Here is a 24,864-nt window from a genome sequence, read left to right on the forward strand (position 1 = left end):
TTATGGCTATTCTACAAATTGGTGCAGGCGGCGTTGGTTGGGTTGTTGCACATAAAGCAGCACAAAATAACGAAGTACTGGGTGATATCACAATCGCTTCTCGCACAATCGCGAAATGTGAAAAAATCATCGAATCAATCAAAGGTAAAAATAACCTTAAAGATTCAACTAAAAAACTAGAAGCTCGCGCAGTAAATGCTGACGATGTTGATGAACTTGTTGCTCTGATTAACGAAGTGAAACCAGACCTAGTAATCAACGCTGGTCCTCCTTGGGTAAACATGGCGATCATGGAAGCGTGTTACCAAGCAAAAGTCTCTTACCTAGATACATCGGTAGCGGTTGACCTATGTTCTGAAGGCCAACAAGTACCACAAGCTTACGATTGGCAGTGGGGCTACCGTGAGAAGTTCGCTGAAGCGGGCATCACAGGCATTCTTGGTGCTGGTTTCGATCCAGGTGTGGTATCAATCTTTGCTGCGTACGCGGTTAAGCACTTGTTCGATGAGATTGACTCAATTGACGTAATGGACGTGAATGCTGGCGACCACGGTAAGAAGTTTGCGACAAACTTTGACCCAGAAACCAACATGCTTGAGATCCAAGGCGATTCTTTCTACTGGGAAAATGAAGAGTGGAAACAAGTACCTTGCCACTCTCGTATGCTTGAGTTTGAATTCCCTAACTGTGGCTCTCACAAGGTGTACTCAATGGCACACGATGAAGTACGTTCAATGAAAGAGTTCATCCCAGCTAAGCGTATCGAATTCTGGATGGGCTTCGGCGATGCTTACCTGAACTACTTCAACTGCATGCGTGATATCGGCCTTCTTAACCCAGATCCGCTAACACTGCACGATGGCACTGTGGTTCAGCCTCTACATGTTCTTAAAGCACTACTACCGGATCCAACATCTCTAGCTCCGGGTTACACAGGTTTAACGTGTATCGGTACTTGGGTTCAAGGTAAGAAAGACGGTAAAGAGCGCAGCGTGTTCATCTACAATAACGCGGACCACGAAGTGGCTTACGAAGACGTAGAGCACCAAGCTATCTCTTACACAACAGGTGTTCCAGCGATTACCGCTGCACTTCAGTTCTTCCGCGGCGAATGGGCTGATAAAGGCGTGTTCAACATGGAACAGCTAAACCCAGACCCGTTCCTAGCAACGATGCCTGAAATCGGTCTAGACTGGCACGTTCAAGAGCTAGAGCCTACAGCTGGTCTACCTCTAATCCATACTTTGAAGTAATTTGTTGCTCTTTGCCCTCATCGCGTTGTCCTCGCGATAAGGGCAAAGTTTTGCGAATTACATCCAACGCTCTTGCGTCGGCTTTGTTCGATTCTCATGTGCCTTCGTGAACTCGAGGGCCGCAAGGTATTAACATGCAAAACAACGAACTAAAAACGCCTTATTTCATGATCAACGAAGACAAGTTGATTGCGAACTTAGAGAAAGCCAAGCAGCTGAAAGAGATTTCAGGTGTGAAGTTGGTATTGGCACTGAAGTGTTTCTCGACATGGGGTGTGTTTGACATCATCAAACCTTATCTCGATGGCACGACAAGCTCTGGCCCATACGAAGTGAAGCTTGGCCACGAAACCTTTGGTGGTGAGACGCACGCTTACAGTGTCGGTTACAGCGAAGATGACGTGAGAGAAGTAGCTGACATCTGCGACAAGATGATTTTCAACTCTCAAAGCCAGCTTGCTGCTTACCGTCATATTGTTGAAGGTAAAGCTTCACTGGGTTTACGTTTAAATCCGGGTGTGAGCTACGCAGGACAAGATTTGGCAAACCCAGCGCGCCAATTCTCGCGTTTGGGCGTACAAGCTGACCATATCAAGCCAGAGACCTTCGATGAGATTGATGGTGTGATGTTCCACATGAACTGTGAGAACAAAGATGCTGATGCATTTATCGGCCTACTTGATTCAATCTCCGAACAGTTTGGTGAGCACTTAGATAAGTTGGGCTGGGTGAGCATGGGCGGAGGTGTGTTCTTCACATGGCCGGGCTATGACATCGAAAAACTGGGTCTTGCGCTGAAAGCCTTCTCTGAAAAACACGGCGTGCAGATGTACCTTGAGCCGGGTGAAGCGATCATCACTAAAACAACCGACCTAGTTGTGACAGTGGTTGATATCGTTGAGAACGTGAAGAAAACAGCGATTGTGGATTCAGCGACTGAGGCACACCGCCTTGATACGCTTATTTACAATGAACCAGCATCGGTGCTAGAAGCCTCAGAAACAGGTAGTCACGACTATGTGATTGGTTCATGTTCATGTCTGGCGGGCGATCAGTTCTGCGAAACGAGCTTTGATGAGCCACTTAAGATTGGCCAAAAGCTTCACCTGTTGGACAGTGCGGGCTACACCATGGTGAAACTGAACTGGTTCAATGGCCTGAAGATGCCATCGATCTATTGCGAGCGTAGCAACGGAGAAATTCAAAAGCTGAATGAGTTTGGCTATGAAGACTTCAAACGTTCATTGTCACGATGGTCGGTTAAATAACGATCCTTAGACTCAGAACAACAAATAGAGCAGCCAATGAGCAGCTCTATTTTGTTTTTAGGTGTCCGTTAATCAGAAAACAGAATATAAAATTGAGAGCGACTACCAGTTAACCTTCAATTATCACTCGAGTATCTTCGCTAAGCGTTTCTAGCTCATTCACTACGTCTTCGATCTGAACTTCGATTGGCAGCTTAACCGCTATCTTGGAAGTAAACAGGCTTGAGCTCACACCGCCGCCACCAGCGATAAAGACTCGGTGGCAGTCCATATCTAGAATGCTGATTCCTTGTCTATCCAAGACATGGGTTACTTCGTTGACGATACCTGCTCTGTCGTTCGAGTCGAGTCTAAGGTGGTGTATCGTGTCTTGGACATTGTGTGCATGGTCTGAATCGACAAATTGCACGATGAGATCCGGATTAGCGCTGAAGGCTTCTTTAACAATCGATTCGTTGATGGCTGGAAGTTCAACCTTGAGTACACCCGCGACTTGATCTTCAATAAAATTCACTTTACTGATGAGCCATTTTCCGTCGTTTTCGTGAGTAACCGCAGCAAGTTGCTTGATTGTTGCTGGTGATGCTTTTCCGATAAAGTTTACGATAAATGTACTGTTCATATCAGCCCCCAAAGTTTCAATTATTCTTTGCCAATTAAATGTTTGATATCACGCGATAAAGTTCTTTAATTTCAGTGTAGAAGGTTACATCGAACAATGTTTGACCTGTGTCAATTTTTGAAACTAAGCTGCGATACAAAAAAAGAGAATGAAGGCTAGGGCACAAAAAAGCGGCTAAAGAGCCGCTTTGTAAAAGAGTTGTCGCTGTTATTTGTGATTCAGAATCTTAGCAAGCAACTGAGTAAACGGCTTAGCAAGTAACACGGATACTGGTTCAAAACGTTACCTTGAAGTTCATACCAACAAACTGTGAGTCGTATGGTGCGCCAGCATCGTAAGCGAATTTAGCGGCATCTTGGTTGTCCCACCAAGGGTTAGTATTCAGGTTAACTTCTGCGTCGCCGCCCCAAGCGTCACTTACCCAGTAATGGATATGGCCAACAGGGTTTAGGAAAAATAGAGACACATCACCCATGGTTTGAGAACCCATCACTTCACCACCTGAAGCAACGATGTTTTGTTCTGCTTCTAACATCATTTCACCAACAACCGCACCAAAGAATGGTGTGATGAAGAGATCTTGCCATGAAGGTACTTCAGCAAACGCTTCTACACCGTATTCCCAGAAGAATGTCGACATAGTCCAAGAGTATAGGAAAGACTCAAACTCATCGTACCCCGCGTGTCGAGCTGCAGTGTAGTAAACACCACCAAAATAAGGGTGCATTACATAGTTTAAGAAGTGTTCATCACGGTCCCATACTGGACCAGCAGAAACATTATCCTTCCACTTCTGACCTAGTGCACTAATATCGCGTTGGTCATCGTCCCACTTAGTAATACTTTCAGGTAATAGGGTCATTAGGCCAACGGTTGCGACACTCAAACCAAGAATAGTGTAGGTTTGACCCATAAGGTAATCCCAATCTTTACCATCGCTGACAGTCAGATAAAGTGGTTGCTTGTCGATCGTTAAATCGTACTGATCGCTTGACTCGTTTAATGCATAATTCTTACTTGGCTTGTAGGTGTACAAGCTTTCACTAACACAGTAATCTTGAGCACATTCATCCGAGTAAGAAAGGTTGATTGGCTGTTCGAAGTCATATTGGCTTGCAGCCGAGTTAACTGACATTAACATTGATAATACAGCTGTAACCTTTGCTAGTGACGGCGATTTGGACACAAGGGTCTCCACGAGAAGTTAAAAATTGATCAGAGTCACAATTATCTATTAAATGCCTGATTTAGGGAACTAATACTTTATTACTTTTCTCATAAGAATCTTAGTTCAGACATGGTCAATACTTATGAAAGGTGAAATGTATCAAATTCAACCATAGACTAGTTTGTAAATAATACAGTGTCTTTTTATGACAACAAGGGAAGTAATATGACGAAAATCGCAATGTTAAGTACAGGTGAAGAAGTTCTTCATGGAGACATTGTCGACACAAACGCGGCCTGGATGTCTGCTGAGTTTTATCAGCACGGTTTTGCTCTTGCTAAACGTTCCACTGTGGGTGACCAAATGAATGCTCTGGTTGAAGAACTGCTGATGCTGAGCTTTAACTATGATGTGGTTATCGTTAATGGTGGTTTAGGGCCGACAACCGACGACATGAGCGCCGCCGCTGCTGCAACTGCTTCCGAGCAGGACTTAATTATGTTCCCTGAGTGGTTGACTCGTATGGAAAAAATGTTCTCTGGACGCGGTATGCCGATGCCTGACAGCAACCTTAAACAAGCCTTGTTGCCAGCAAGCGCTGAGATTGTCGATAACCCAGTTGGCACTGCGTGTGGCTTTAAGCTGAAGATTAACGATGCGACGTTCTATTTCACGCCGGGTGTGCCGAGTGAATTCAAGCGCATGGTGACCTTTGAAATTCTGCCTGACTTGTCGCGTACGTATCCTCAAGTGCTTGCTTCAGAATGCAGCCGTTTGTTTACGTTTGGCTTATCTGAATCGGGCATCTCTGATTCGTTAGATCAGCTTAAGCTTCCTGCCGGCTATGAACTTGGCTACCGTTCTTATTTGCCGTTTATTGAGGTCAAACTGTTTGGTCCTAAGGCTGGCTTAGAAACGCGCGTTAAGCTTCTTCAAATGGTGTACAAGCTGTTAGAGAGTAACGTAGTGAGTGTTGATGAGCCGATGATTGACCATATTGGCCACATCATGGCGGAAAAAAAGAAGACGTTATCTGTGTCTGAAGTGTCGACCAAAGGTTCACTGTCAGCGTGGTTGCAATTGAATGAGCAGATAGAAGATTGCTTTGGACACTCGTGGGTGATGGCTGAGCCAAAAGAGAGCGAACTTGAAAAAAGCGATCCATTAGCCGCAACCTTTGCTCTGGCTGGCGCAACAAGAGAGAAGTGCGGAACCGAATTGGCTTTGGTGACTGGTAAGCTGGAAGGCAACACATTCAGCGTTGCATTGTCGACTGAAGCAGGCGAGTGGGGGCAGGTGCTTGAGTTTTATCGTCAGTACTCGCGTGAAGACCAACGCAACGTGATTAAGACAGTCGCCGCCGATATGCTGAGAAGGCATCTAGACAACAAGCCGATGTTTGGCACTTACTCTTCGGTTAAGCGATTGAAAGACATGTTTATTCCAGCGGCTATTATTAAGTAAGTAGCTCTTGTCGCTAACCAAGTTCTCTTGAGCTAGCGTTAAAACAGAACAAATAAAAAGGCCCAACATCTAAATAGGTGTTGGGCCTTTTGTTTATCTAGCCTTCTAGATAACCAAACAAGCAGCGATGTTTACACGCAACTCATGTCTGTAAGAACTCGATTACAAACCGCTTGTCATATGTAGGCTGTAGAACAAACCACGGCCGATTAACTCTGAAGCCAAGAACAATACTAGTGCTAAGCCAAGGTTAACTGGATTTACTTTTGCTTTGTTCAGCATAGGTAGAATCCAAACCAGTAAGCTTGCCATCAGTAATGCAACTTGAAGAATCACATAGCTGCCTAAACCGTCAACCAACTCAGATGCTTTTGCTGCTGAAGTTTGGATGTCACCGATTAGGTTCAGTTTGCCTACTGTCACAAGCAAGCTGATAGCAACAGCGATAACAGCCAGCATGGTGATGTTACGGTCAACCGTAAAGCGGCTGTCGTTTGCGAATACAATCACGAACTGAGATAGCAGCAAGCCACCCACAACCATCGTCATGATGAAGCTCAGTGGTGTGTAGATGTTGTCCCACGTCGGTACTGTGTTGATCATGTATACATTGATCATCGCGTACATGAAGATAACACCCAGTACCATTGCGCCAACCATCAGTGCTTTCTGGATAGCTACGCCACCTTTCTTAAGCACAGACAATAGCCATTGCAGGCCACCGACAGCGAAGAATGCCGCACCGAAGAACACTTCGTTAGACAACCAAGCTGAACCTAGCTGATTAAAAGCGTTAAATGCGCGCAGTGGAGATCCAAGGTGCGTTGTCGAGAACATGAAGCCGAGACCCATTAATGCCCATAGAATGAACATTGGAACCTTGTAGCTGTTCAGCTTCTCTTCGTCATGACCAAGTACCAGTGCACGTGCGCCAATCAGTAAGTAACCACCAACCGCAGTTTGTGCCAGCACCGTAAAGAAGATTAAAGACCACTCATGAAAAATCATCTTACACCTCCTTCGGGTTTGCTAGGTGACCGCTGGTATCGCCAGTCGGCTTCGCGTTTTTGTTTAGCTTAATTACGATGTTCGGCAGTGTTTCTGTTGAAGATGGCAGTGGAGCCACATCCGCACCAGAGCCGTACTTCTCGCGAAGTGTATTGATTTCGCCAAACTCCAATGCACGAAGTGGGCAAGACTCAACACAGATAGGCTGTTTGCCTTCAGAAACGCGTTGGTAACAACCATCGCATTTCGTCATGTGACCTTTCTTGGCATTGTATTGTGGTGCGCCGTAAGGACACGCATTGCTACAGTGCTGACAACCAATACATACGCTCTCATCAACCACAACCAAACCGTCTTCATCACGTTTGTGCATCGCGCCCGAAGGACACACTTTCACACACGCTGGGTTAGTACAGTGGTTACAAGCGATAGAAAGGTAGTAAGAAAAGACATCTTTCTGAACCCAGGTATCGCCATCTTGAGTGAAGCCACCACCTGCATATTCGTATACGCGGCGGTAGTTCGTTTTGATGTCTAGATCGTTATAATCTTTACAAGCAAGCTGACAGGTTTTACAACCCGTGCATTTACTTGAATCAATGTAAAAGCCGTATTGTTTCATTCCAACCTACCTTATGCTTTCTTTAGCGCTTTGATTTGAACTAGGTTTGTATGCTGAGGGTTACCCTTAGCAAGTGGGCTCGGGCGCTGAGTGGTCAGCACGTTGATAGAGCCTGCATGGTCGATCTTCTGACCATCTGGTGCGTACCATGCACCTTCGCCTAGTGCGACAACTCGAGGAAGAATCCTTGGTGTCACTTTCGCTGGAATGTGTACTTCGCCACGGTCGTTGAAAATACTCACCATGTCGCCGCTTTCAATACCCCGTTCTTTTGCATCGATTGGGTTGATCCACAACTCTTGTGGTGCTGCTGCTTTGATTTCTGCAACGTTGCCGTAAGTTGAGTGAGTACGAGCCTTGTAGTGGAAACCGGTTAGCTGAAGTGGGTACTTCTCTGTTAGTGGGTCGTTATGACCTTCAAAAGAATCCGCGTAAATCGGAAGTGGGTGAATCACTTCGTCTTCTTTCAGCTTCCAAGTCTTCGCGATATCAGCCAGTTGCTCAGAGTAGATCTCGATCTTGCCACTTGGTGTGGTCAGTGGGTTCGCTTTAGGGTCTTTACGGAAGTCTTCGTAAGCGATGTAGTGGTGGTCGTAGCTACGCTTGTAGATACCCAGTTCTTTCATCTCTTCGAAGGTTGGCAGTGTTGGGTCATTCTTACGAGTTTCAGCGTAAAGGTGCTCAATCCATTGCTCTTGAGTACGGCCTTCGGTGAACTCTTTTTCTACGCCCATGCGCTTCGCAAGCTGAGTACACATCTCGTAGATAGATTTCGCTTCGAACTGAGGCTCAATCGCTTTCTGTGCATAGATGAAGTAAGGCATGTTCGATGCTTTACCATCCATACACCAGTCGTCTTGCTCTGATGTTGTTAAGTCAGGCAGGATGATATCGGCGTATTTCGCTGAAGACGTCATATGGTTATCAACCACGACAATCATTTCACACGCACTTTCATCTTGAAGAATCGCGTGAGTTTTGTTGATGTCTGAGTGTTGGTTGATGATGCAGTTACCTGCGTAGTTCCAGATCATCTTGATTGGGTTCTTAAGGCGCTCTGCACCGCGAACACCATCAGTGATGTCGGTCATTTCATGGTGACGGTAAATCGCGTCTGTCCACATGAACATTGAAATAGACGTTTCAACTGGGTTTGGCACAGTAGGGAAGCGCACAAATGGAATGTTGATGTCGCTTTCACGGGCACCTGTTGAACCGCCTGATACACCCACAGAACCGGTAAGTAGTGACAGCATCGCGATTGCACGACACGCTAGCTCACCGTTCGCAGTGCGTTGTAAGCCCCAACCTTGGTGAATCGCACATGGTTTCGCTGTGCCCATTTCACGGCCAAGCTTAACGATGGTATCAACTGGAATACCAGTGATCTTAGAAGCCCACTCTGGTGTTTTCTCTACGCCATCTTCACCTAAACCTAGGATGTGAGATTTGTAGTCGCTGTTTTTAGGCGCTGATGCAGGCAGAGTTTTTTCGTCATAACCGATGCAGTATTTGTCTAGGAACGGTTGGTCGACAAGGTCTTCCGTGATCATCACGTGTGCAAGACCCGCTACCAATGCCGCATCCGTAGAAGGACGAATTGGAATCCATTGATCTTCACGACCACCGGCAGTATCGGTGTAGCGAGGGTCGATGATGATCGTTCTTGCGTTCGATTTGTTTTTGCTTTCTACGTAGTGGTGGATCAGACCACCGCCAGACATACGTGTCTCGGCAGGGTTGTTACCAAATTGGATATTAAGCTTGGTGTTCTCTAGGTCAGAGAAAGAGTTGTTGTTCGCCCAACCACCGTAGGTGTAGCTCAAGCCTTTCGTGATTTGCGCTGTTGAGTAGTCACCGTAATGGTTTAGGTAACCACCACTCAGGTTCATTAGACGAGCAATCAGCGTTTGAGCTGGTGGCCAAGATTTAGTAACCGTACCGCCAAGCGTACCTGTACCGTAGTTTAGGTAGATAGTGTCGTTACCGTAGTCTTTGATAAGGCGTTGCATAGTGCTAGCAACTTCATCGTAAGCTTCTTCCCAGCTAATACGCTTGAACTTACCTTCACCACGTTTGCCCACTCGTTTCATTGGGTATTTCAGGCGATCTGGGTTGTAAACACGGCGGCGCATAGAGCGACCACGTAGACACGCACGAACTTGGTGATGACCGTATTCGTCAGTACCTGTGTTGTCTGTTTCTACGTATTTGATCTCACCGTTTTGTACATGCATACGTAACGGGCAGCGAGAGCCACAGTTTACTGTGCATGCACTCCATACGATTTTCTCATCCACATTCTCAGCAACCGCAGCCGCTACTGGTTTGGATTTGAAAGGTAAAGCGATACCGCTCGCAAGTGCGGCTGCACTACCTACTGCAGAAGAAGCTTTCATGAAGCCTCTTCGAGTAAGATTCATTACCCCAGATTCTTTTTTATTCGTCATTCTAAGATGCCTTTTGCTATTGATGACTAGCACTTTATAGGTAGTTTGTTATTTGTGTTTTTATTTCGGATTGTTGATTGACTGGCATCAAATAAGAGCGAAATTTAAATCTTATTAATCGAATGTATAAAATAGATCAAAGAATTAAATCGTCTTATTTATATAATTATCTTTAAACCTATAACGGTATAAATAATAATGATTATCGATACGCATAAATTATTGGGTTCGCTATTTTATCAAGCGACAAGTAAAGAACAGTTGGTCACCATTGTTGAAGCTTTGGTTGAGAGCGAAGTGCTCTCTGAAGAATGCTTACAGGCATTGAGAGGCGAAGACGAAGATGCGCTCGCAGCAGAGTTCAGCCGCCTGTTTGAAGGCGTTGGAGACATGCCAGCTCCGCCTTGGGGTTCTGTGTTCCTAGATAAAGACCGCGTTGTGTTCGGCGCTTCTACGGTTGAGTATCGCCAGTTTTTAGAATTGAATCAGATTGAATTAGACACGGGGTTAAGAGAGCCAGAAGATCAATTTGGTTTAATGTTATTCGCCCATACGTATTTGTTAGAAAACAATAATATCGATTCAGCCCGTGAATTGCTGGAGTGTCACTTATTACCTTGGTCTTCTACTTATTTAGATAAATTAAATACATCATCAGATTTATCATTTTATAAGAAGCTATCAAGTGATGTAATAAATTGGCTTAAGAAATTAACATCTGAATATAATTTAAATGTTGCTACTAAAAAGTTATATATCGACTAATGTCTGAACAAATAAACTCAAATAGGCGCGGTTTCTTAACTCGACTTTCTAAACCGGTTAAAGCAGCCGCGAATTATGAAGAGGTATCACAGCGCTTGCACGCAAGGCCGCCAAGAGCACTCGATGAGGTGTTGTTTGAGCGTCTTTGCGACGGTTGTGGGCTGTGTGAACAAGCGTGTCCAAATAGCGTTATTGAGATGCTAGAGGGCAGTGCGCTGCTGAATTTGGATTACAACAGTTGTTCTATGTGTAACAAATGCACTGAAGTGTGTTCGACCGGCGCACTTCATCCAACGGTCGCGCCTTATATCGACCTCAAGCCGAGCTTTGCTGATAGCTGCAATAATTACATACAAATGGATTGTTCAGCATGCCAAACGGCGTGTTCAGCAGGTGCGATACACATCGAAGTAGGAGAGTTGCCTACAGTGGACAAAGATAAGTGTAACGGCTGTGGAGAGTGCCGAAGCGCTTGTTATATTGGCTCTGTGACTCTTAACCTGACTCAGCAATAAACGTTTGGCTTCGTATGGCGCGAACCAATGAGAAGACTTTGGTTGAGCGATAGACGAGTCGTCTTACGATACCTAAAGACATAAATAGAAAAGGGTCCGTACTCCTAAGGAAGCGGACCCTTTTTAATTCTTATTGAAGTTATTCGAGCAAAGCGACCTAAAGCCAGTTGGCTTATGCGCGTTTTTGCTTGTTTCTATGAATAACGTTACTCAGTGATAGTTCAGTCTTTGCTTTACAGATACAAGGCAATATTTCATTACCTTGCGTGTAAGCCATAGCAAAACCAACGTACTCGACCTCACCAGAATCCAACGTGCAGCGGCAAGCGCCACAGTGACCATCTCGGCAGTTGTATTCTGGCTCTAACCCAGCTTGTTCCATTGTTTCCAACAGAGTGTTTGAAGGGTTAGATTCAATCGAAGTCAGCTTGTTGATTTTGATTGTTGGCATTACAGCTCAAATCCTTCAAAGTCGTCAGCTTTTACTTCATTGTCGATTTGACCAACTAGGTAAGAACTGATTTCAGCTTCTTGTGGAGCAACTTGTACGTTATCTGAAGATAACCATGCGTTGATCCATGGGATTGGGTTCGACGTTGCTTCTGGGTAAGCAGTACCTAAGCCAACCGCTTGCATACGGATGTTGGTAATGTATTCAACGTATTGGCAAAGAATGTCTTTGTTTAGACCTATCATAGAGCCATCTTTGAATAGGTATTCTGCCCACTCTTTCTCTTGCTCGGCTGCTTCTTTGAATAGGTCAAAACACTCTTGCTTGCACTCTTCAGCGATTTGCATGAATGCGAAGTCGTCTTGACCGTTACGTAGCAAGTTGATCATGTGCTGAGTACCAGTTAGGTGAAGCGCTTCATCACGAGCGATTAGCTTGATGATTTTAGCGTTACCTTCCATTAGCTCACGCTCAGCGAATGCAAATGAACATGCAAAGCTCACGTAGAAACGGATTGCTTCTAGTGCGTTTACAGACATTAGGCATAGGTAAAGTTTCTTCTTCAGGTCATGAAGTGAAATCTTAACGTCTTCGCCGTTGATGCTGTGGTTGCCTTCGCCGTAGCGATGGTAGTCTGCCGTTAGCTTGATCAAATCGTCGTAGTAAAACGCGATGTCTTTCGCACGCTTCAGAATCTCTTCGTTTTCAACGATGTCGTCGAATACTACGCCTGGATCATTCACGATGTTACGGATGATGTGCGTGTAAGAACGAGAGTGAATCGTTTCAGAGAAAGACCAAGTTTCAATCCAAGTTTCCACTTCTGGTAGAGATACCAATGGAAGCAGGGCAACGTTAGGGCTGCGGCCTTGGATAGAATCTAGAAGCGTTTGGTACTTCAAGTTAGAGATGAAGATGTGCTTTTCATGATCAGGTAGCTTGTTGTAGTCGATACGGTCGCTAGACACGTCTACTTCTTCTGGACGCCAGAAGAAAGAAAGCTGCTTCTCGATAAGCTTTTCGAAGATCTCGAATTTTTGTTGGTCATAACGTGCAACGTTTACCGACTGACCTAAGAACATTGGTTCTTTTAGTTGATCATTTTTTTTCTGAGAAAAAGTACTGTAAGCCATAAATGCCTCAAATCCTTTAAAGATCCGTAATAAAACGGACCCTGTTAATGCTTTAAACCCAGAGAAGATAACTTCTCTGGGGTCTTAATGTTTATTGCAGTTTATATCTTACAACCGCCGCCTTCACAATCTTCTTCCGGCACTTGAACTGCATCGCCTTGGTCGTCTTTAGCACCATCACGAGTGTTATGGTAGTAAAGCGTCTTAACACCGTACTTGTACGCTGTTAGTAGGTCTTGAAGCAGTTGCTTCATTGGTACTTTACCGCTGCCGTAAATACTTGGATCATAGTTAGTGTTTGCAGAGATAGCTTGGTCAACGAATTTTTGCATGATACCTACTAGGTGCAGGTAACCATCGTTAGAACCAATGTTCCAAAGCAGCTCGTAGTTCTCTTTAAGATTTAGGAAATCAGGAACTACTTGCTTCAGGATGCCATCTTTCGATGCTTTCACTGAGACATAGCCACGTGGTGGCTCGATACCGTTAGTTGCGTTCGAGATTTGAGACGATGTCTCAGAAGGCATAAGTGCTGTTAGCGTAGAGTTACGCAGACCGTGCTCCATGATCTCTTCACGTAGAGAATCCCAATCGTAGTGCAATGGCTCTTCACATACTAAGTCGATATCCTTTTTGTAAGTATCGATTGGCAGTAGGCCTTTCGCGTAGTTGGTCTCGTGGAAAGATGGGCAACGACCTTGCTCTTTCGCTAAGTCAACAGATGCTTTTAGCAAGTGGTATTGAATTGCTTCAAATGTGCGGTGAGTCAGGCCATTTGCACTGCCGTCAGAGTACTTAACACCATTTTTAGCTAGGTAGTATGCGTAGTTGATTACACCCACACCTAAAGTACGGCGGTTCATTGTTGACTTGTATGCAGCTGGAAGCGGGTAGTCTTGGTAGTCAAGGAGCGCATCTAGGGCACGAACAACCAATTCAGAAAGCTCTGCTAGGTCATCAAGCTCGTTGATTGCACCAAGGTTGAATGCTGAAAGCGTACATAATGCAATTTCGCCTTCGTTATCTTCTACGTTAGAAAGCGGCTTAGTTGGTAGCGCGATTTCTAAACATAGGTTCGATTGACGAACTGGTGCTACCTCAGAATCAAACGGGCTGTGTGTATTACAGTGGTCAACGTTCTGAATGTAGATACGACCAGTAGAAGCACGCTCTTGCATTAGCAGAGAGAATAGCTCAACGGCTTTGACTGTTTCGCGTTTTACTGAAGGATCGTTTTCATACTTAACGTATAGCTCTTCAAAACGGTCTTGATTTTCGAAGAACGCATCGTAAAGGCCTGGTACGTCTGACGGAGAGAACAGACTGATGTTGCCACCTTGCACAAGTCGAGAGTACATAAGCTTGTTCAGCTGCACACCGTAGTCCATATGACGAACACGATTCTCTTCAACACCGCGGTTGTTTTTCAGTACTAATAGAGACTGAACTTCACCGTGCCATAGTGGGTAGAACACAGTTGCTGCACCACCACGAACACCACCTTGAGAACAACATTTCACTGCTGTTTGGAAGTACTTGTAGAAAGGGATACAGCCAGTGTGGAACGCTTCACCATTGCGGATCTCAGAACCAATCGCACGAATACGACCTGCGTTAATACCAATACCAGCACGTTGCGACACGTAACGAACAATTGAGCTTGCTGTTGCGTTGATTGAATCTAGGCTGTCACCACATTCGATCAGTACACAAGAACTGAATTGACGAGTAGGTGTACGTACACCAGACATGATCGGTGTAGGTAGAGAAATCTTAAACGTAGATGATGCATCGTAAAAACGTTTGATGTAATCAAGACGAGTCGATTTTGGGTATTTAGCGAATAGACACGCAGCAACTAGGATGTAAAGGAACTGAGCACTCTCGTAGATTTCTTTTGTTACGCGGTTTTGCACGAAGTATTTACCTTCAAGCTGCTTAACTGCTGCATAAGAAAAGTCTAAGTCACGTTTGTGGTCGATATACTCGTCAAGCTCGTCGAACTCAGCTTTCGTGTAGTCTTCCATTAGGTGTTTATCGTACTTACCCATATCAACCAGTTTTGCCACGTGGTCATAAAGCGCAGGCGGCTCGTATTCACCGTATGCTTTTTTACGTAGGTGGAATACTGACAGGCGTGCTGCTAGATATTGATAATCAGGAGTCTCTTCAGAGATTAAATCCGCTGCTGACTTGATGATTGTTTCATGAATGTCAGTTGTGGTGATGCCATTGTAAAACTGAATGTGAGCTTTCAATTCTACTTGTGATACAGAAACATTGTGCAAGCCTTCAGCTGCCCATGTGATCACGCGATGGATCTTCTCTAGATCGATAGTTTCTTTGCGCCCGTTACGCTTGGTAACAGTAAGTTGTTGGTTCATTCTGCTTAATTTCCCTAACAAAACTGAACAAGGCCGTGTTTTTGTGTGTTTCTGTGTAATTTTTGTAAATTACGTTCCGGCCTTGTGATCTTGGTCTACCCATACATTGTAGTTCAAACACAACATATAGGGGTCATTTGTTTGTTGGGTTACAAGATAGTGCTACATCCGATATTTTTCAAGGTAAAGAAATTGGAGTGCTTGTGGATAAGTGGTGGATTGAAAAAAAACTGTAAGTAACCACTAACTGATGAAGTTAGATGCGACTTGATTGTATAAAATTCGGTTTTTCATGATGCTTTATTTTTGCTCGCCCATAAAAAAAAATCCCTTGATCTTTGAGCAAAATAGGCGACGGATTTTAGACGATTAAATTTAAATCGAGGTGGTCAAAATGGAAGCTAGCGCACGAAATTTAGACTGAAAAAAGTCGCAAACTTATGTTAATTGCAACCTTTTTCGTGAGCCTATTTGCTAAATAATTTTACGGTTGGGGTGTCGATATTTTTTAGGCGAAATTTTGGGTGTGAACGATGTAGTTAACGTCCACATTTATCCCTAAACGGTAAGTGTCCGTTAATGGGTTGTAGTGCAGCCCTGTAATCCCTAGTTCTTGCAGCGGTGTGTTATCAATCATCTTGATAAGTTCAGCAGGGCGAATGAACTTCTCGTGCTCATGAGTGCCCTTTGGAACGATCTTTAATAGCTTCTCCGCACCAACAATTGCAAACAAGTAAGATTTGAAATTCCGGTTCAAGGTAGAAAAGAATACGTGGCCGCCAGGTTTCACTAACTTTGAACATGCGTTAATCACCGATTGTGGGTCAGGCACATGCTCTAACATTTCCATACAAGTCACCACATCGTAAGTTTGTGGGTTTTCTTCTGCGTGGTCTTCGATTGTGCTCTGAATGTAATCTAGCTTGGTACCGGTTTCTAATGCATGCAAGCGAGCTACTTCAAGCGGCTCTGTACCCATGTCTAGACCTGTCACTACTGCGCCTTCAACGGCCATGCTTTCAGCCAAAATGCCACCGCCGCAGCCAACATCGAGTACTTTCTTGCCAAACAGGCCTTCGGTTTTCTCTAGTACATAATTTAGGCGAAGTGGGTTGATCTGATGTAATGGCTTAAACTCGCCTTCTAGATCCCACCAGCGTGATGCCATGTCTTCGAATTTCTTGATTTCTGCTGGGTCTACATTCTGTGATTTAGTCATAATCGGGCATTTCCAAGTTAAATAATGCATCCATGAAATTGCAGGCATTATAGCTTGCCTTTTCGCCTTGACCAGAAGATCTACAATTTTGCTAATTTATTGGGTGTAAAGTGACCATGTTTCAGCGAGATATGACGCGGAGGTGCAATTTCTCATCAATTGATTGGCTACAAGGGTCACAAGATGGTAAAAGGAGAGGGAAAGTGATGCCTCCGTAGGTAAATTTGTGTTATATTTTTCGGTCTTATACGTATTCAAAAATACGATCTGACTATAGAGGGAAAATGGCTCTATGAGCGATCTAGCGAAAGAGATCACGCCCGTAAATATTGAAGATGAGCTTAGAGGTTCATACCTAGACTACGCGATGTCCGTCATCGTTGGTCGTGCCCTTCCAGATGTGCGTGATGGCCTAAAGCCTGTACACCGCCGCGTTTTGTTCGCGATGAATGTACTAGGTAATGATTGGAACAAACCATATAAAAAGTCTGCTCGTGTAGTAGGTGATGTAATCGGTAAATACCACCCGCATGGTGATAGTGCGGTATACGATACGATTGTTCGTATGGCTCAACCGTTCTCACTGCGTTATATGCTAGTTGATGGCCAAGGTAACTTTGGTTCTATCGATGGCGACTCCGCGGCTGCAATGCGTTATACCGAAGTTCGTATGGCGAAAATTGCTCACGAGCTCCTGGCTGACCTTGATAAGGAAACTGTGGATTACGTACCGAACTACGATGGTACAGAGCAAATTCCAGCAGTACTTCCTACAAAAATTCCTAATCTATTGGTAAACGGTGCTTCTGGTATCGCAGTAGGTATGGCTACTAACATCCCACCCCACAACCTTGGTGAAGTTGTTGATGGCTGTTTAGCATTTATCAATAATGAAGATATTACTATTGATGAGCTAATGGACTATATCCCTGGTCCTGATTTCCCGACAGCAGCACTTATCAGTGGTCGTAAAGGCATCGTTGATGCTTATAAGACTGGCCGCGGTAAAGTTTACATGCGTTCAAAAGCGAATATTGAAGTAGAAAATAATGGTAAAGAAACCATTATCGTTACTGAAATTCCTTACCAAGTAAACAAAGCTCGTTTGATTGAGAAGATAGCTGAACTGGTTAAAGATAAGAAAGTTGAAGGCATCAGTGCTCTACGTGACGAATCTGATAAAGATGGTATGCGTATTGTTATTGAATGTAAGCGTGATGCTGTAGGTGAAGTTGTTCTGAACAACCTTTACTCACAGACTCAACTGCAAACGACTTTCGGCATCAACATGGTTGCGTTGAACAACGGTCAACCACAGTTGTTCAACATCAAAGATATGCTTAAGTGCTTCGTAGACCACCGTCGCGAAGTAGTGACTCGTCGTACTATCTTTGAGCTGAAGAAAGCGCGTGACCGTGCACACATCCTTGAAGCACTGTCTCTAGCACTGGCTAACATCGATGAAATCATCGAGCTTATCCGTAACGCTCCAACACCAGCTGAAGCAAAAGCTGGCTTAGTGGCGCGCGGATGGGATCTTGGTAACGTTGCTTCCATGCTTGAACGTGCTGGTACTGATGCGGCTCGTCCTGATTGGTTGGAAGACCAATACGGCATCCGCGATGGCCAATACTTCCTAACGGAAACACAAGCACAAGCTATTCTAGAACTTCGTCTTCACCGCCTAACTGGCCTTGAGCACGAGAAGATTCTAGATGAGTACAAAGCACTTCTAGAAGAAATCGCTGAGCTAATGCATATCCTTGCAAGCACTGAGCGTTTGATGGAAGTTATCCGTGAAGAACTTGAAGCGGTACGTGAAATCTATGGCGACGAACGTCGAACAGAAATCACAACGGCAGTTCATGATATCGACATGGAAGAGCTGATTGCTCAAGAAGACGTTGTAGTAACGCTTTCTAACGCAGGTTACGTTAAGTACCAAATCCTAAGCGATTACGAATCCCAGCATCGTGGTGGTAAAGGTAAGAGTGCTACTAAGATGAAAGATGAGGATTACATTGAGCGTCTGCTTGTCGCTAATACTCATGATAACATCTTATGTTTCTCTACACGTGGTAAGACATACCGTCTGAAAGTTTACCAACTACCGTTAGCAAGTCGCACAGCTCGTGGTAAGCCTATCATTAACATTCTTCCTCTAGAAGAAGGTGAGCGTATTACGGCTATTCTGCGTGTTTCTGAGTTCTCTAGCGAGAAATTCATCTTCATGGCAACAGGCGACGGTACTGTTAAAAAGACACCTCTGGATCAATTCGCAAACGTACGTGCTAATGGCCTAATTGCTGTTAATTTACGCGACGACGATTCATTGATTGGCGTTGATATTACTAATGGTGATAGCGACATTATGCTGTTCTCTCAATCGGGCAAGGTTGTCCGCTTTAATGAGGACAAAGTACGAGCAATGGGTCGTACTGCCTCTGGTGTTCGTGGTATGAAGCTTCCAGAAAACGATCAAGTGGTTTCATTGATTGTTCCTTCAAATGAAGGCGATATCTTAACTGTGACGCAAAACGGTTACGGTAAGCGTACTGAACTAGCTGAATACCCAACGAAAGGTCGTGCAACTCAAGGTGTAGTATCTATCAAAGTCTCTGAACGTAATGGCCCGGTTGTTGGTGCGGTTCAAGTTGAAGAAGGCGATGAGATGATGATGATCACTGACGCAGGTACATTGGTACGTACTTACGTCGCGGAAGTAAGCCAAGTCGGTCGTAACACTCAAGGTGTAACACTGATTCGTACTGCTGGAGACGAGAATGTTGTAGGTCTACAACGTATCGACGAAGTAGAAGAAGCTGAGATTGTCGAAGGCGAAGCTGAAGAAGCAAATGCTGAAACTATCAACGCTGAAGTTGCAGAATCAAGTGAAGAGCAAGCATCAGATGCTTCTGACTCTGAAAGTGATAGCGAACAAGACTCTGAGTAATCTCGATTACGCTAAGTAATTAAGTTTACCATTGAAAAAACCGAGCCTAAGTGCTCGGTTTTTTATTACCTGTTATTTGTGGATAATCGTTAAATACCAATAGCTATACCTTGATCAAGTTTGCTTTGTGGTGAAAGAGGTAGAGTGAATGGGCGGATAAAAAGGGAGAGTAAAATGGATATCTGGTTACTGGCTGCTTTGTTATTGATGAGCCTGTTTTTGGTGGTGATCGTTGTTGCCGCGAACAACAATGGCAGTCATCTAAAAGGCAATGTGATGATTTCATTTACTGCAGTGGCTTTGAGTGTGCTTGTCTGGTCTCAACTGAAACAAGAGTTACCTCAACTTCCTTTGGATGATAGCAATAGTTACACAGCAACAGATTTCAAAGATGAGCTTCAGCAAAGCCTTAAGCAAGACCCAAATCAATCCGGTTTGTGGTTTAAGCTTGGTGGTGTGTATATGCAGAAAGGAGAGTTTGATGCAGCGTTCACCTGTTACGACTACGCGATTCGATTAGATCCTCAAGCACCTTCTGGACTCTATGCAGCCAAAGCAACGGCACTTTACTATCTTAGTTCTCAAGCGATGAGCGATGACGTGAATGCGTTATTGGATCACTCAATGCAGCTTGATCCAAACGATCGGACTGCATTAATGCTGATTGCGACCGATCACTTCATTAGCATGCGCTATCAACAAGCGATTGATGCGTGGACTCAAATTCTCGATTCCAATCAAAAGGGGATTGATCGCGTTTCTATAATCCATTCGATCAACCAAGCCAAACAGATGATCCGTTAAGCTTGGCTAATTGCTAAAGTAGCGATCTTACTTAAGAGCTCATTTCGAAGACTATTGGTTTTCCTGCATTTCTATTAAGCCACCAGCATTGTGGATTTGAGTAAATCCTTGAGCGCGCAAGAATTGATAAGCTTGCCCTGAACGATTGCCACTGCGGCAATACAACACGATTGGTTGGTCTTTATCTATCTTAGCAAAGTGAGTAGCCACTTCAGAAAGAGGGTAGTTGATGGCGTTGTCTAGATGCCCTTGTTCGAACTCTGCAGGTGTTCTGACATCAACAACTAATGCGCCTTTCTCTATTAACTCCCACCCTGTCTCTGCGCGCTCTGATGCGTGAACGCCTGAACAGAGTAGTGCAATGCATAATGCTGAAAGCGAAAGTAAGGTCTTCATTGTTGACTCCTTTAATTAGCAAACGGTCATTGGAAAGTAGGTATTGATTTGAATGCTTCAAACCTAAAACTGAATATTTAAAACAGAAAAACCAGCCACACAACAATAGTGTGACTGGTTTTTACTTAATGGTCTAATTGAAGAAACTAGTATTCGTAGTTGGCTTCACGCTTTTCAGCTTGCTCTTCCCATTTAGGAACAACCGTGTCTAAGAAGTGTTGTTTCTCAGCGTTCATCTTATCCATGTCCATTCCAAGCGCTTTTTGAGCCGCTTCTTTTGTCGAGATATCTGGAATTTCGATTGGATCGGTGATGCCTTTCTTCGCCAGTAGACGAACAATCTTAGTTCGAGCATCCGCTGCACGGTCAACGGCAGTACCTAGCACTTCTAGAGCGATTTCAGGTGCATGCATATGAATGCCGTGAGATGCAATAGCGTAGTCCCAACGCCATTGAGCGTGACGGATATCCAGTAGGATCGGCTCCATCTCTTGCTCTGTCGCACCCGCTTCCCATGCCGCGCCTGCTTCAAAGTGAGCGGCTACGATTTGCTTCTCAGCAGTCAGTTTCATGTTCAGAACTTGCGCTTTACGGCTTGATACGATGTTACGCATGGTTTCTTTCGATTGAGTGTGACAGTTTGCACACGTATCTTCGAAGCGGTCGAATGGGTTACCCACTTTATGGTCGGTATAAACGGTGCCATCTTCTTTAGTCACTTTCGGCATATGACAGTCAGCACAAACGACTTTGTTTTTACCGTGGATACCTTCACGCCATGTTTCGAAACCAGGGTGCTGCGCTTTTAGCATTGGCGCTTTCGATACTTTATGCGTCCAATCTTTAAAGTTGATCGCGTCATAGTAACGTTCCATATCGCCGACGGTTGTACCTTGGTCCCAAGGGAATTTCACGCCTTTGGTTGGCCCAGTGAAGTAGTATTCGACATGACATTGGGCGCAAACAGAAGCCTGTTGGTCTAAACGGCTTTGATCATCAAACTTTTTACCAATTGTTTCAAATGCACGTTCAACATAAGGACGAGTCACCTTCAGTGCTGGTTCACCATTTTTAAAGCCTTCGCTTTGGGTATCGTGACAGTCTGAACAGCCAATAGGGTTAATGATCTCGTTACCAAGACGCGCCCACTTACCTTCGAAATAACCATCTTCGCCACGCTCTTCGATAACACGTGCTACGTCAGGGCTCTTACAGCTCCAACACGCCATTGGCATTGGGCCTGAACTTTCGTCCGTTGGGCCGCCAGTACGAAGCGTTTGTCTTACATCGTCAATCGCATAAAAGTGACCACGCGCTTTGTTGTAATCTTTTGCGAAGCCGTAGCCAGCCCACATGATGACCATGTTGGGATCTTCTTTTAGCGCATCTTCAATAGTTTCACTTTCTGACGTTTGTCTCCATGAATGATATTGATCTGGGTGGTTTTGCTCGAACTGGTCGTTACGAGGATCGCCAATTTCTTTTTGTTCAGACGCAGCAAAACTGGTCGCGCTTGCTAGTGATGCGCTAACCATTAATAGTGCTGTGACCGAATTACGTATCCAATGCTTTTTCACAGTGATATCTCCAATATACTGATTCTTATACCAAGCGTTGTGAGTTTGCTATTCAAATTAAGAACTGGAGAATTCCTGTTTATATTAATTCATAAACAAACACATTTTGTTACGTGTTGGATATAGCTTGTCTTAGATCAATTAACGGTAGTGACTTCAATCACGTTGAAGTTTATATACCCCTAAAGAGGTATTGGTGGTTAGTGGTATTAAAATTCAATTGAGAATTATTATCATATATAACAATCAATTACCTAGATTGACCATGATATAAATAGGGTGATTGCGTTCACAGATTAACCCATCCAAATTTCGTATTACCTAATTAGAGGTATATTCTAACTATAGAAAGCGTTGTGGCTTATCCAAAATAAGAATTGATATCATTTAAGCGGTAATAATATCGTTTAAGGGTACTTTTGTTTAACCGGAATATTATTTAGTTGAGAGTTAAATAATGCCGGTATAAGGAAAGGATAAAATGGGCAATATTAAATTGGCCATAGTCATAATGCTTAAATCCCTTCTAGCATTCTGCCTCTATGGTTATTCCATTCATGCTGTTGCTGAGCCTGCTGTTACGCCAGTAGGAGAATCAACAAGACATGAAATCGAATTAATCCGTGACAAAGACTACAAGTGTGTTCAGTGCCATAAAGATTCAAAAGAAACGGTATTGGGTTCACATGGTGAAAGTGCACACGCTTTGCTTGGCCGTGAAGTAAATTGTACCGACTGTCATAGTTCTATTAGCCCCGATCACCGCGAAGGCGCGCCTAAAGTGGTGAAGTATCGTGAGGCTCAATCACAACCAGGGACCGACAAGGTTTTCCTCGATCCTAGCTTAATTTTAGATGCCAATAGCCAATGTATCGATTGTCACAAGCCTGATGATCTGCGCGAAGCGAGTTGGACCCACGACGTTCACGCACAAAATTTAACGTGTTCAAACTGCCATGATGTTCATGCGACAGAAGCAAAGGTGTTGGGCTTAGATAAGAAGCAAACCATTAAGCTGTGTGTGGATTGCCATTCAGACTTCAACCAGAAGAAAGAAGGGGAGTAATCTATGAGCTGCTCAAGAAGAAACTTTTTAGCTGGCGCGGGTGCCGTTATTTTTACCACAGGTGTTGCAGGAACGGCGGCGGTAACAAGCCGTAAAACGTTGGCCAATGTTCAAGAGGATGGGGCTAAACGTTATGGAATGATTCATGACGAAACCGCGTGCATTGGTTGTACCGCTTGTACAGAAGCTTGTCGTGAAGTAAACAAAGTGCCTGAAGGTGTATCGCGCTTAGAGATCATTAAGAGCGAACCTCAAGGCGAATATCCAAATGTTGATTACCGTTTTACCCGTAACTCTTGCCAACATTGTGATAATGCTCCGTGTGTGATGGTTTGCCCAACGGGTGCGGCCTATAAAGATGAGAAAACCGGTATTGTTGACGTGCACAAAGAGAAGTGTGTGGGTTGTGGTTACTGCTTATTAGCTTGCCCATATCAAGTGCGCTTTTTCCACCCAGAGAATAAATCCGCTGATAAATGTAACTTCTGCCGTGACACTAACTTGGCTCAAGGGAAGTTACCTGCTTGTGTTGAATCTTGCCCAACCAATGCGCTGATATTTGGCGACCTGAACGATCCTAAGAGTGAGATAAACGAGGTGCTTCAATCGGAAGTGGTTTACAGAGATAAAGCCTACCTAGGGACTCAGCCAAAACTCTATAAAGTGCCACACCAAAAAGGGGAGATCTGATTATGAGTGCATGGGACACAGCTTTTCAGTCTGGTACCGTGGTATGGGACTGGATTATAGCTATCTATCTATTTCTCGCGGGGATGTCGGCGGGCGCCGTAATGATCTCCATTTACCTAAAACGTAAGGTCATTGAAGGCGATCCTGCTCATAATGGTGTGTTAAAGGCGACCGCTTTTCTTGCGCCATTTGGGATCATCTCAGGCCTACTGATCTTGGTTTTCCACCTGACAAAACCGTTATCTTTTTGGAAGATCATGATCTTCTATAATCCAACGTCTGTGATGTCGATGGGGGTGATCTTATTCCAAGTGTATATGGTGATCTTATTTCTTTGGATCGGCATTATATTTAGAGATCAAATCGTCGTATTTTTAAATGACCAAACATGGTTAAAAGGGCGACTCGATTTCGTCGGTATCTGGGTTGGAAAATTAGAAGTGTTTGAGAATGCTTTGGAAGTATTCTTAGCTGTTCTTGCTCTAATGCTTGCCGCTTATACCGGATTCTTGCTTTCAGCTTTAAATACTTTCCCACTATTGAATAACCCCGTGCTGCCGATTTTGTTCTTATTCTCGAGCTTATCTTCGGGAGCGGCGGCGTGTATTTTATTTGGTGTGTTGGTCTTTAAAGAATCACCTCATAGCCCGACTATTTCATGGATTCACGGATTCGAACGTCCGGTCGTGATGTTTGAGTTGTTTGTTCTTATTACTTTCTTTACTGGGCTTATCTTCGCTGGTGGCCAAAGTGAGCAAGCCGTATGGAACGCAATCGGCAGTGGTTTCTGGGCAAGTTGGTTCTGGTACGGCGTTATCGGTGTTGGCATGGTTCTACCATTGTTGCTGAATGCCGTTACACCAACCTCGATCCGCCATAGCTCGGTGTATATTTTCTCGGTGACTTCACTAAGCCTAATGGGCGTATTAATGCTGCGAACTTTTGTCCTTTATGCAGGGCAGTTAACGATAGCTTAATTTCGCGCAAGTTAATGAGTAAGTAGATGTTGGATACTGGGCATCTGCTTACTTGGCTTCTGTTTATTGGAACAGTATA

The 24,864-nt window shown here is 44.3% G+C and carries 21 protein-coding genes; 10 read left to right on the forward strand and 11 right to left on the reverse strand.

The features are described 5' to 3' along the window. The first annotated feature begins 2 nt into the window (after positions 1–2). Together WR49_RS01355 and nspC are read left to right on the forward strand one after the other, a co-directional pair. Positions 3–1,253 (forward strand): carboxynorspermidine synthase, encoded by a 1,251-nt coding sequence (locus WR49_RS01355; RefSeq protein WP_046222802.1) that lies wholly within the window; start codon positions 3–5, stop codon positions 1,251–1,253. A 134-nt stretch (positions 1,254–1,387) separates the two neighbouring features. After that, positions 1,388–2,521, forward strand: a complete 1,134-nt coding sequence (nspC, locus tag WR49_RS01360; protein ID WP_046222803.1) for a carboxynorspermidine decarboxylase — start codon at positions 1,388–1,390, stop codon at positions 2,519–2,521. A gap of 109 nt (positions 2,522–2,630) precedes the next feature. Here nspC and WR49_RS01365 read toward each other — a convergent pair whose 3' ends face one another. Both WR49_RS01365 and WR49_RS01370 read right to left on the reverse strand, forming a co-directional pair. Then, positions 2,631–3,143: a glycine cleavage system protein R gene (locus WR49_RS01365; RefSeq protein WP_017055124.1), complete on the reverse strand. Its 513-nt coding sequence runs from the start codon at positions 3,141–3,143 to the stop codon at positions 2,631–2,633. 274 nt (positions 3,144–3,417) lie between these two features. Further along, complete coding sequence (locus tag WR49_RS01370; protein WP_029626788.1) at positions 3,418–4,329, reverse strand: DUF3943 domain-containing protein; 912 nt, start codon at positions 4,327–4,329, stop codon at positions 3,418–3,420. 207 nt (positions 4,330–4,536) lie between these two features. Here WR49_RS01370 and WR49_RS01375 point away from each other — a divergent pair, with 207 nt between their 5' ends. Next, a complete protein-coding gene (locus WR49_RS01375) occupies positions 4,537–5,775 on the forward strand; it encodes a CinA family nicotinamide mononucleotide deamidase-related protein (protein WP_046222804.1) in 1,239 nt (412 codons plus the stop codon). 162 nt (positions 5,776–5,937) lie between these two features. On the opposite strand, the gene WR49_RS01380 is transcribed toward WR49_RS01375, so the two are convergent. Genes WR49_RS01380 through WR49_RS01390 form a run of 3 tightly spaced genes read right to left on the reverse strand, consistent with a single transcriptional unit; the run spans position 5,938 to position 9,855 of the window. Continuing rightward, positions 5,938–6,783, reverse strand: a complete 846-nt coding sequence (locus tag WR49_RS01380) for a dimethyl sulfoxide reductase anchor subunit family protein (RefSeq protein ID WP_046222805.1) — start codon at positions 6,781–6,783, stop codon at positions 5,938–5,940. A 1-nt stretch (position 6,784) separates the two neighbouring features. Beyond that, a complete protein-coding gene (locus WR49_RS01385) occupies positions 6,785–7,405 on the reverse strand; it encodes a DMSO/selenate family reductase complex B subunit (protein WP_004733360.1) in 621 nt (206 codons plus the stop codon). A gap of 11 nt (positions 7,406–7,416) precedes the next feature. Then, positions 7,417–9,855 carry a DmsA/YnfE/YnfF family dimethyl sulfoxide reductase gene (locus tag WR49_RS01390; protein WP_046222806.1) on the reverse strand — a complete coding sequence of 813 codons (2,439 nt, stop codon included), beginning with the start codon at positions 9,853–9,855 and terminating at the stop codon, positions 7,417–7,419. Positions 9,856–10,053: 198 nt separating this feature from the next. Between WR49_RS01390 and WR49_RS01395 the strand changes: the two genes are divergently transcribed. Both WR49_RS01395 and napF read left to right on the forward strand, forming a co-directional pair. Continuing rightward, complete coding sequence (locus tag WR49_RS01395) at positions 10,054–10,620, forward strand: molecular chaperone TorD family protein (protein ID WP_046222807.1); 567 nt, start codon at positions 10,054–10,056, stop codon at positions 10,618–10,620. Then, the gene (gene napF / locus WR49_RS01400) at positions 10,620–11,135 is read left to right on the forward strand and encodes a ferredoxin-type protein NapF (RefSeq protein WP_046222808.1); all 516 of its coding nucleotides are present in this window, start codon (positions 10,620–10,622) and stop codon (positions 11,133–11,135) included. The genes WR49_RS01395 and napF overlap by 1 nt, the downstream gene beginning before the upstream one ends. Before the next feature lie 172 nt (positions 11,136–11,307). Here napF and yfaE read toward each other — a convergent pair whose 3' ends face one another. The 4 genes from yfaE to ubiG all read right to left on the reverse strand — a co-directional run bounded on the left by yfaE (position 11,308) and on the right by ubiG (position 16,322). Further along, positions 11,308–11,586: a class I ribonucleotide reductase maintenance protein YfaE gene (gene yfaE / locus WR49_RS01405; protein WP_010438115.1), complete on the reverse strand. Its 279-nt coding sequence runs from the start codon at positions 11,584–11,586 to the stop codon at positions 11,308–11,310. Continuing rightward, positions 11,586–12,719: a class Ia ribonucleoside-diphosphate reductase subunit beta gene (gene nrdB / locus WR49_RS01410; RefSeq protein ID WP_046222809.1), complete on the reverse strand. Its 1,134-nt coding sequence runs from the start codon at positions 12,717–12,719 to the stop codon at positions 11,586–11,588. Before nrdB ends, yfaE begins: the two co-directional genes overlap by 1 nt. 101 nt (positions 12,720–12,820) lie before the next feature. Further along, entirely contained in the window at positions 12,821–15,103 is a 2,283-nt protein-coding gene (gene nrdA, locus WR49_RS01415; RefSeq protein ID WP_046222810.1) for a class 1a ribonucleoside-diphosphate reductase subunit alpha, read from the reverse strand. Between the two features lie 508 nt (positions 15,104–15,611). Next, on the reverse strand, positions 15,612–16,322 hold the full coding sequence (gene ubiG, locus WR49_RS01420) for a bifunctional 2-polyprenyl-6-hydroxyphenol methylase/3-demethylubiquinol 3-O-methyltransferase UbiG (RefSeq protein WP_017055133.1): 711 nt from the start codon (positions 16,320–16,322) through the stop codon (positions 15,612–15,614). Positions 16,323–16,614: 292 nt separating this feature from the next. Between ubiG and gyrA the strand changes: the two genes are divergently transcribed. Together gyrA and WR49_RS01430 are read left to right on the forward strand one after the other, a co-directional pair. Beyond that, complete coding sequence (gyrA, locus tag WR49_RS01425; protein ID WP_046222811.1) at positions 16,615–19,275, forward strand: DNA gyrase subunit A; 2,661 nt, start codon at positions 16,615–16,617, stop codon at positions 19,273–19,275. A gap of 174 nt (positions 19,276–19,449) precedes the next feature. Then, positions 19,450–20,079 (forward strand): TPR domain-containing protein, encoded by a 630-nt coding sequence (locus WR49_RS01430; RefSeq protein WP_046222812.1) that lies wholly within the window; start codon positions 19,450–19,452, stop codon positions 20,077–20,079. A 51-nt stretch (positions 20,080–20,130) separates the two neighbouring features. Here WR49_RS01430 and WR49_RS01435 read toward each other — a convergent pair whose 3' ends face one another. Both WR49_RS01435 and nrfA read right to left on the reverse strand, forming a co-directional pair. Further along, positions 20,131–20,475 carry a rhodanese-like domain-containing protein gene (locus WR49_RS01435; protein WP_017055136.1) on the reverse strand — a complete coding sequence of 115 codons (345 nt, stop codon included), beginning with the start codon at positions 20,473–20,475 and terminating at the stop codon, positions 20,131–20,133. Between the two features lie 146 nt (positions 20,476–20,621). Further along, positions 20,622–22,052 (reverse strand): ammonia-forming nitrite reductase cytochrome c552 subunit, encoded by a 1,431-nt coding sequence (nrfA, locus tag WR49_RS01440; protein WP_017055137.1) that lies wholly within the window; start codon positions 22,050–22,052, stop codon positions 20,622–20,624. Between the two features lie 481 nt (positions 22,053–22,533). Here nrfA and nrfB point away from each other — a divergent pair, with 481 nt between their 5' ends. The 3 genes from nrfB to nrfD are packed head-to-tail and all read left to right on the forward strand — an operon-like array spanning position 22,534 to position 24,785. Continuing rightward, positions 22,534–23,118, forward strand: a complete 585-nt coding sequence (nrfB, locus tag WR49_RS01445) for a cytochrome c nitrite reductase pentaheme subunit (RefSeq protein WP_046222813.1) — start codon at positions 22,534–22,536, stop codon at positions 23,116–23,118. Between the two features lie 3 nt (positions 23,119–23,121). Beyond that, complete coding sequence (gene nrfC, locus WR49_RS01450) at positions 23,122–23,808, forward strand: cytochrome c nitrite reductase Fe-S protein (protein WP_046222814.1); 687 nt, start codon at positions 23,122–23,124, stop codon at positions 23,806–23,808. A 2-nt stretch (positions 23,809–23,810) separates the two neighbouring features. After that, complete coding sequence (gene nrfD, locus WR49_RS01455) at positions 23,811–24,785, forward strand: cytochrome c nitrite reductase subunit NrfD (RefSeq protein ID WP_046222815.1); 975 nt, start codon at positions 23,811–23,813, stop codon at positions 24,783–24,785. Positions 24,786–24,864: the final 79 nt, after the last annotated feature.

It is taken from the genome of Vibrio sp. ECSMB14106 (genome assembly GCF_000972265.1).
Taxonomy (GTDB): Bacteria; Pseudomonadota; Gammaproteobacteria; order Enterobacterales; family Vibrionaceae; genus Vibrio; species Vibrio kanaloae.

What these genes read in the sequence shown, in the direction of transcription:
- WR49_RS01355 (WP_046222802.1), top strand. Translation starts at nt 3, where the DNA reads ATGGCTATTCTACAAATTGGTGCAGGCGGCGTTGGTTGGGTTGTTGCA.
- nspC (WP_046222803.1), top strand. Translation starts at nt 1,388, where the DNA reads ATGCAAAACAACGAACTAAAAACGCCTTATTTCATGATCAACGAAGAC.
- WR49_RS01365 (WP_017055124.1), bottom strand. Translation starts at nt 3,143, where the DNA reads ATGAACAGTACATTTATCGTAAACTTTATCGGAAAAGCATCACCAGCA.
- WR49_RS01375 (WP_046222804.1), top strand. Translation starts at nt 4,537, where the DNA reads ATGACGAAAATCGCAATGTTAAGTACAGGTGAAGAAGTTCTTCATGGA.
- WR49_RS01380 (WP_046222805.1), bottom strand. Translation starts at nt 6,783, where the DNA reads ATGATTTTTCATGAGTGGTCTTTAATCTTCTTTACGGTGCTGGCACAA.
- WR49_RS01385 (WP_004733360.1), bottom strand. Translation starts at nt 7,405, where the DNA reads ATGAAACAATACGGCTTTTACATTGATTCAAGTAAATGCACGGGTTGT.
- WR49_RS01390 (WP_046222806.1), bottom strand. Translation starts at nt 9,855, where the DNA reads ATGACGAATAAAAAAGAATCTGGGGTAATGAATCTTACTCGAAGAGGC.
- WR49_RS01395 (WP_046222807.1), top strand. Translation starts at nt 10,054, where the DNA reads ATGATTATCGATACGCATAAATTATTGGGTTCGCTATTTTATCAAGCG.
- napF (WP_046222808.1), top strand. Translation starts at nt 10,620, where the DNA reads ATGTCTGAACAAATAAACTCAAATAGGCGCGGTTTCTTAACTCGACTT.
- yfaE (WP_010438115.1), bottom strand. Translation starts at nt 11,586, where the DNA reads ATGCCAACAATCAAAATCAACAAGCTGACTTCGATTGAATCTAACCCT.
- nrdB (WP_046222809.1), bottom strand. Translation starts at nt 12,719, where the DNA reads ATGGCTTACAGTACTTTTTCTCAGAAAAAAAATGATCAACTAAAAGAA.
- nrdA (WP_046222810.1), bottom strand. Translation starts at nt 15,103, where the DNA reads ATGAACCAACAACTTACTGTTACCAAGCGTAACGGGCGCAAAGAAACT.
- ubiG (WP_017055133.1), bottom strand. Translation starts at nt 16,322, where the DNA reads ATGACTAAATCACAGAATGTAGACCCAGCAGAAATCAAGAAATTCGAA.
- gyrA (WP_046222811.1), top strand. Translation starts at nt 16,615, where the DNA reads ATGAGCGATCTAGCGAAAGAGATCACGCCCGTAAATATTGAAGATGAG.
- WR49_RS01430 (WP_046222812.1), top strand. Translation starts at nt 19,450, where the DNA reads ATGGATATCTGGTTACTGGCTGCTTTGTTATTGATGAGCCTGTTTTTG.
- WR49_RS01435 (WP_017055136.1), bottom strand. Translation starts at nt 20,475, where the DNA reads ATGAAGACCTTACTTTCGCTTTCAGCATTATGCATTGCACTACTCTGT.
- nrfB (WP_046222813.1), top strand. Translation starts at nt 22,534, where the DNA reads ATGGGCAATATTAAATTGGCCATAGTCATAATGCTTAAATCCCTTCTA.
- nrfC (WP_046222814.1), top strand. Translation starts at nt 23,122, where the DNA reads ATGAGCTGCTCAAGAAGAAACTTTTTAGCTGGCGCGGGTGCCGTTATT.
- nrfD (WP_046222815.1), top strand. Translation starts at nt 23,811, where the DNA reads ATGAGTGCATGGGACACAGCTTTTCAGTCTGGTACCGTGGTATGGGAC.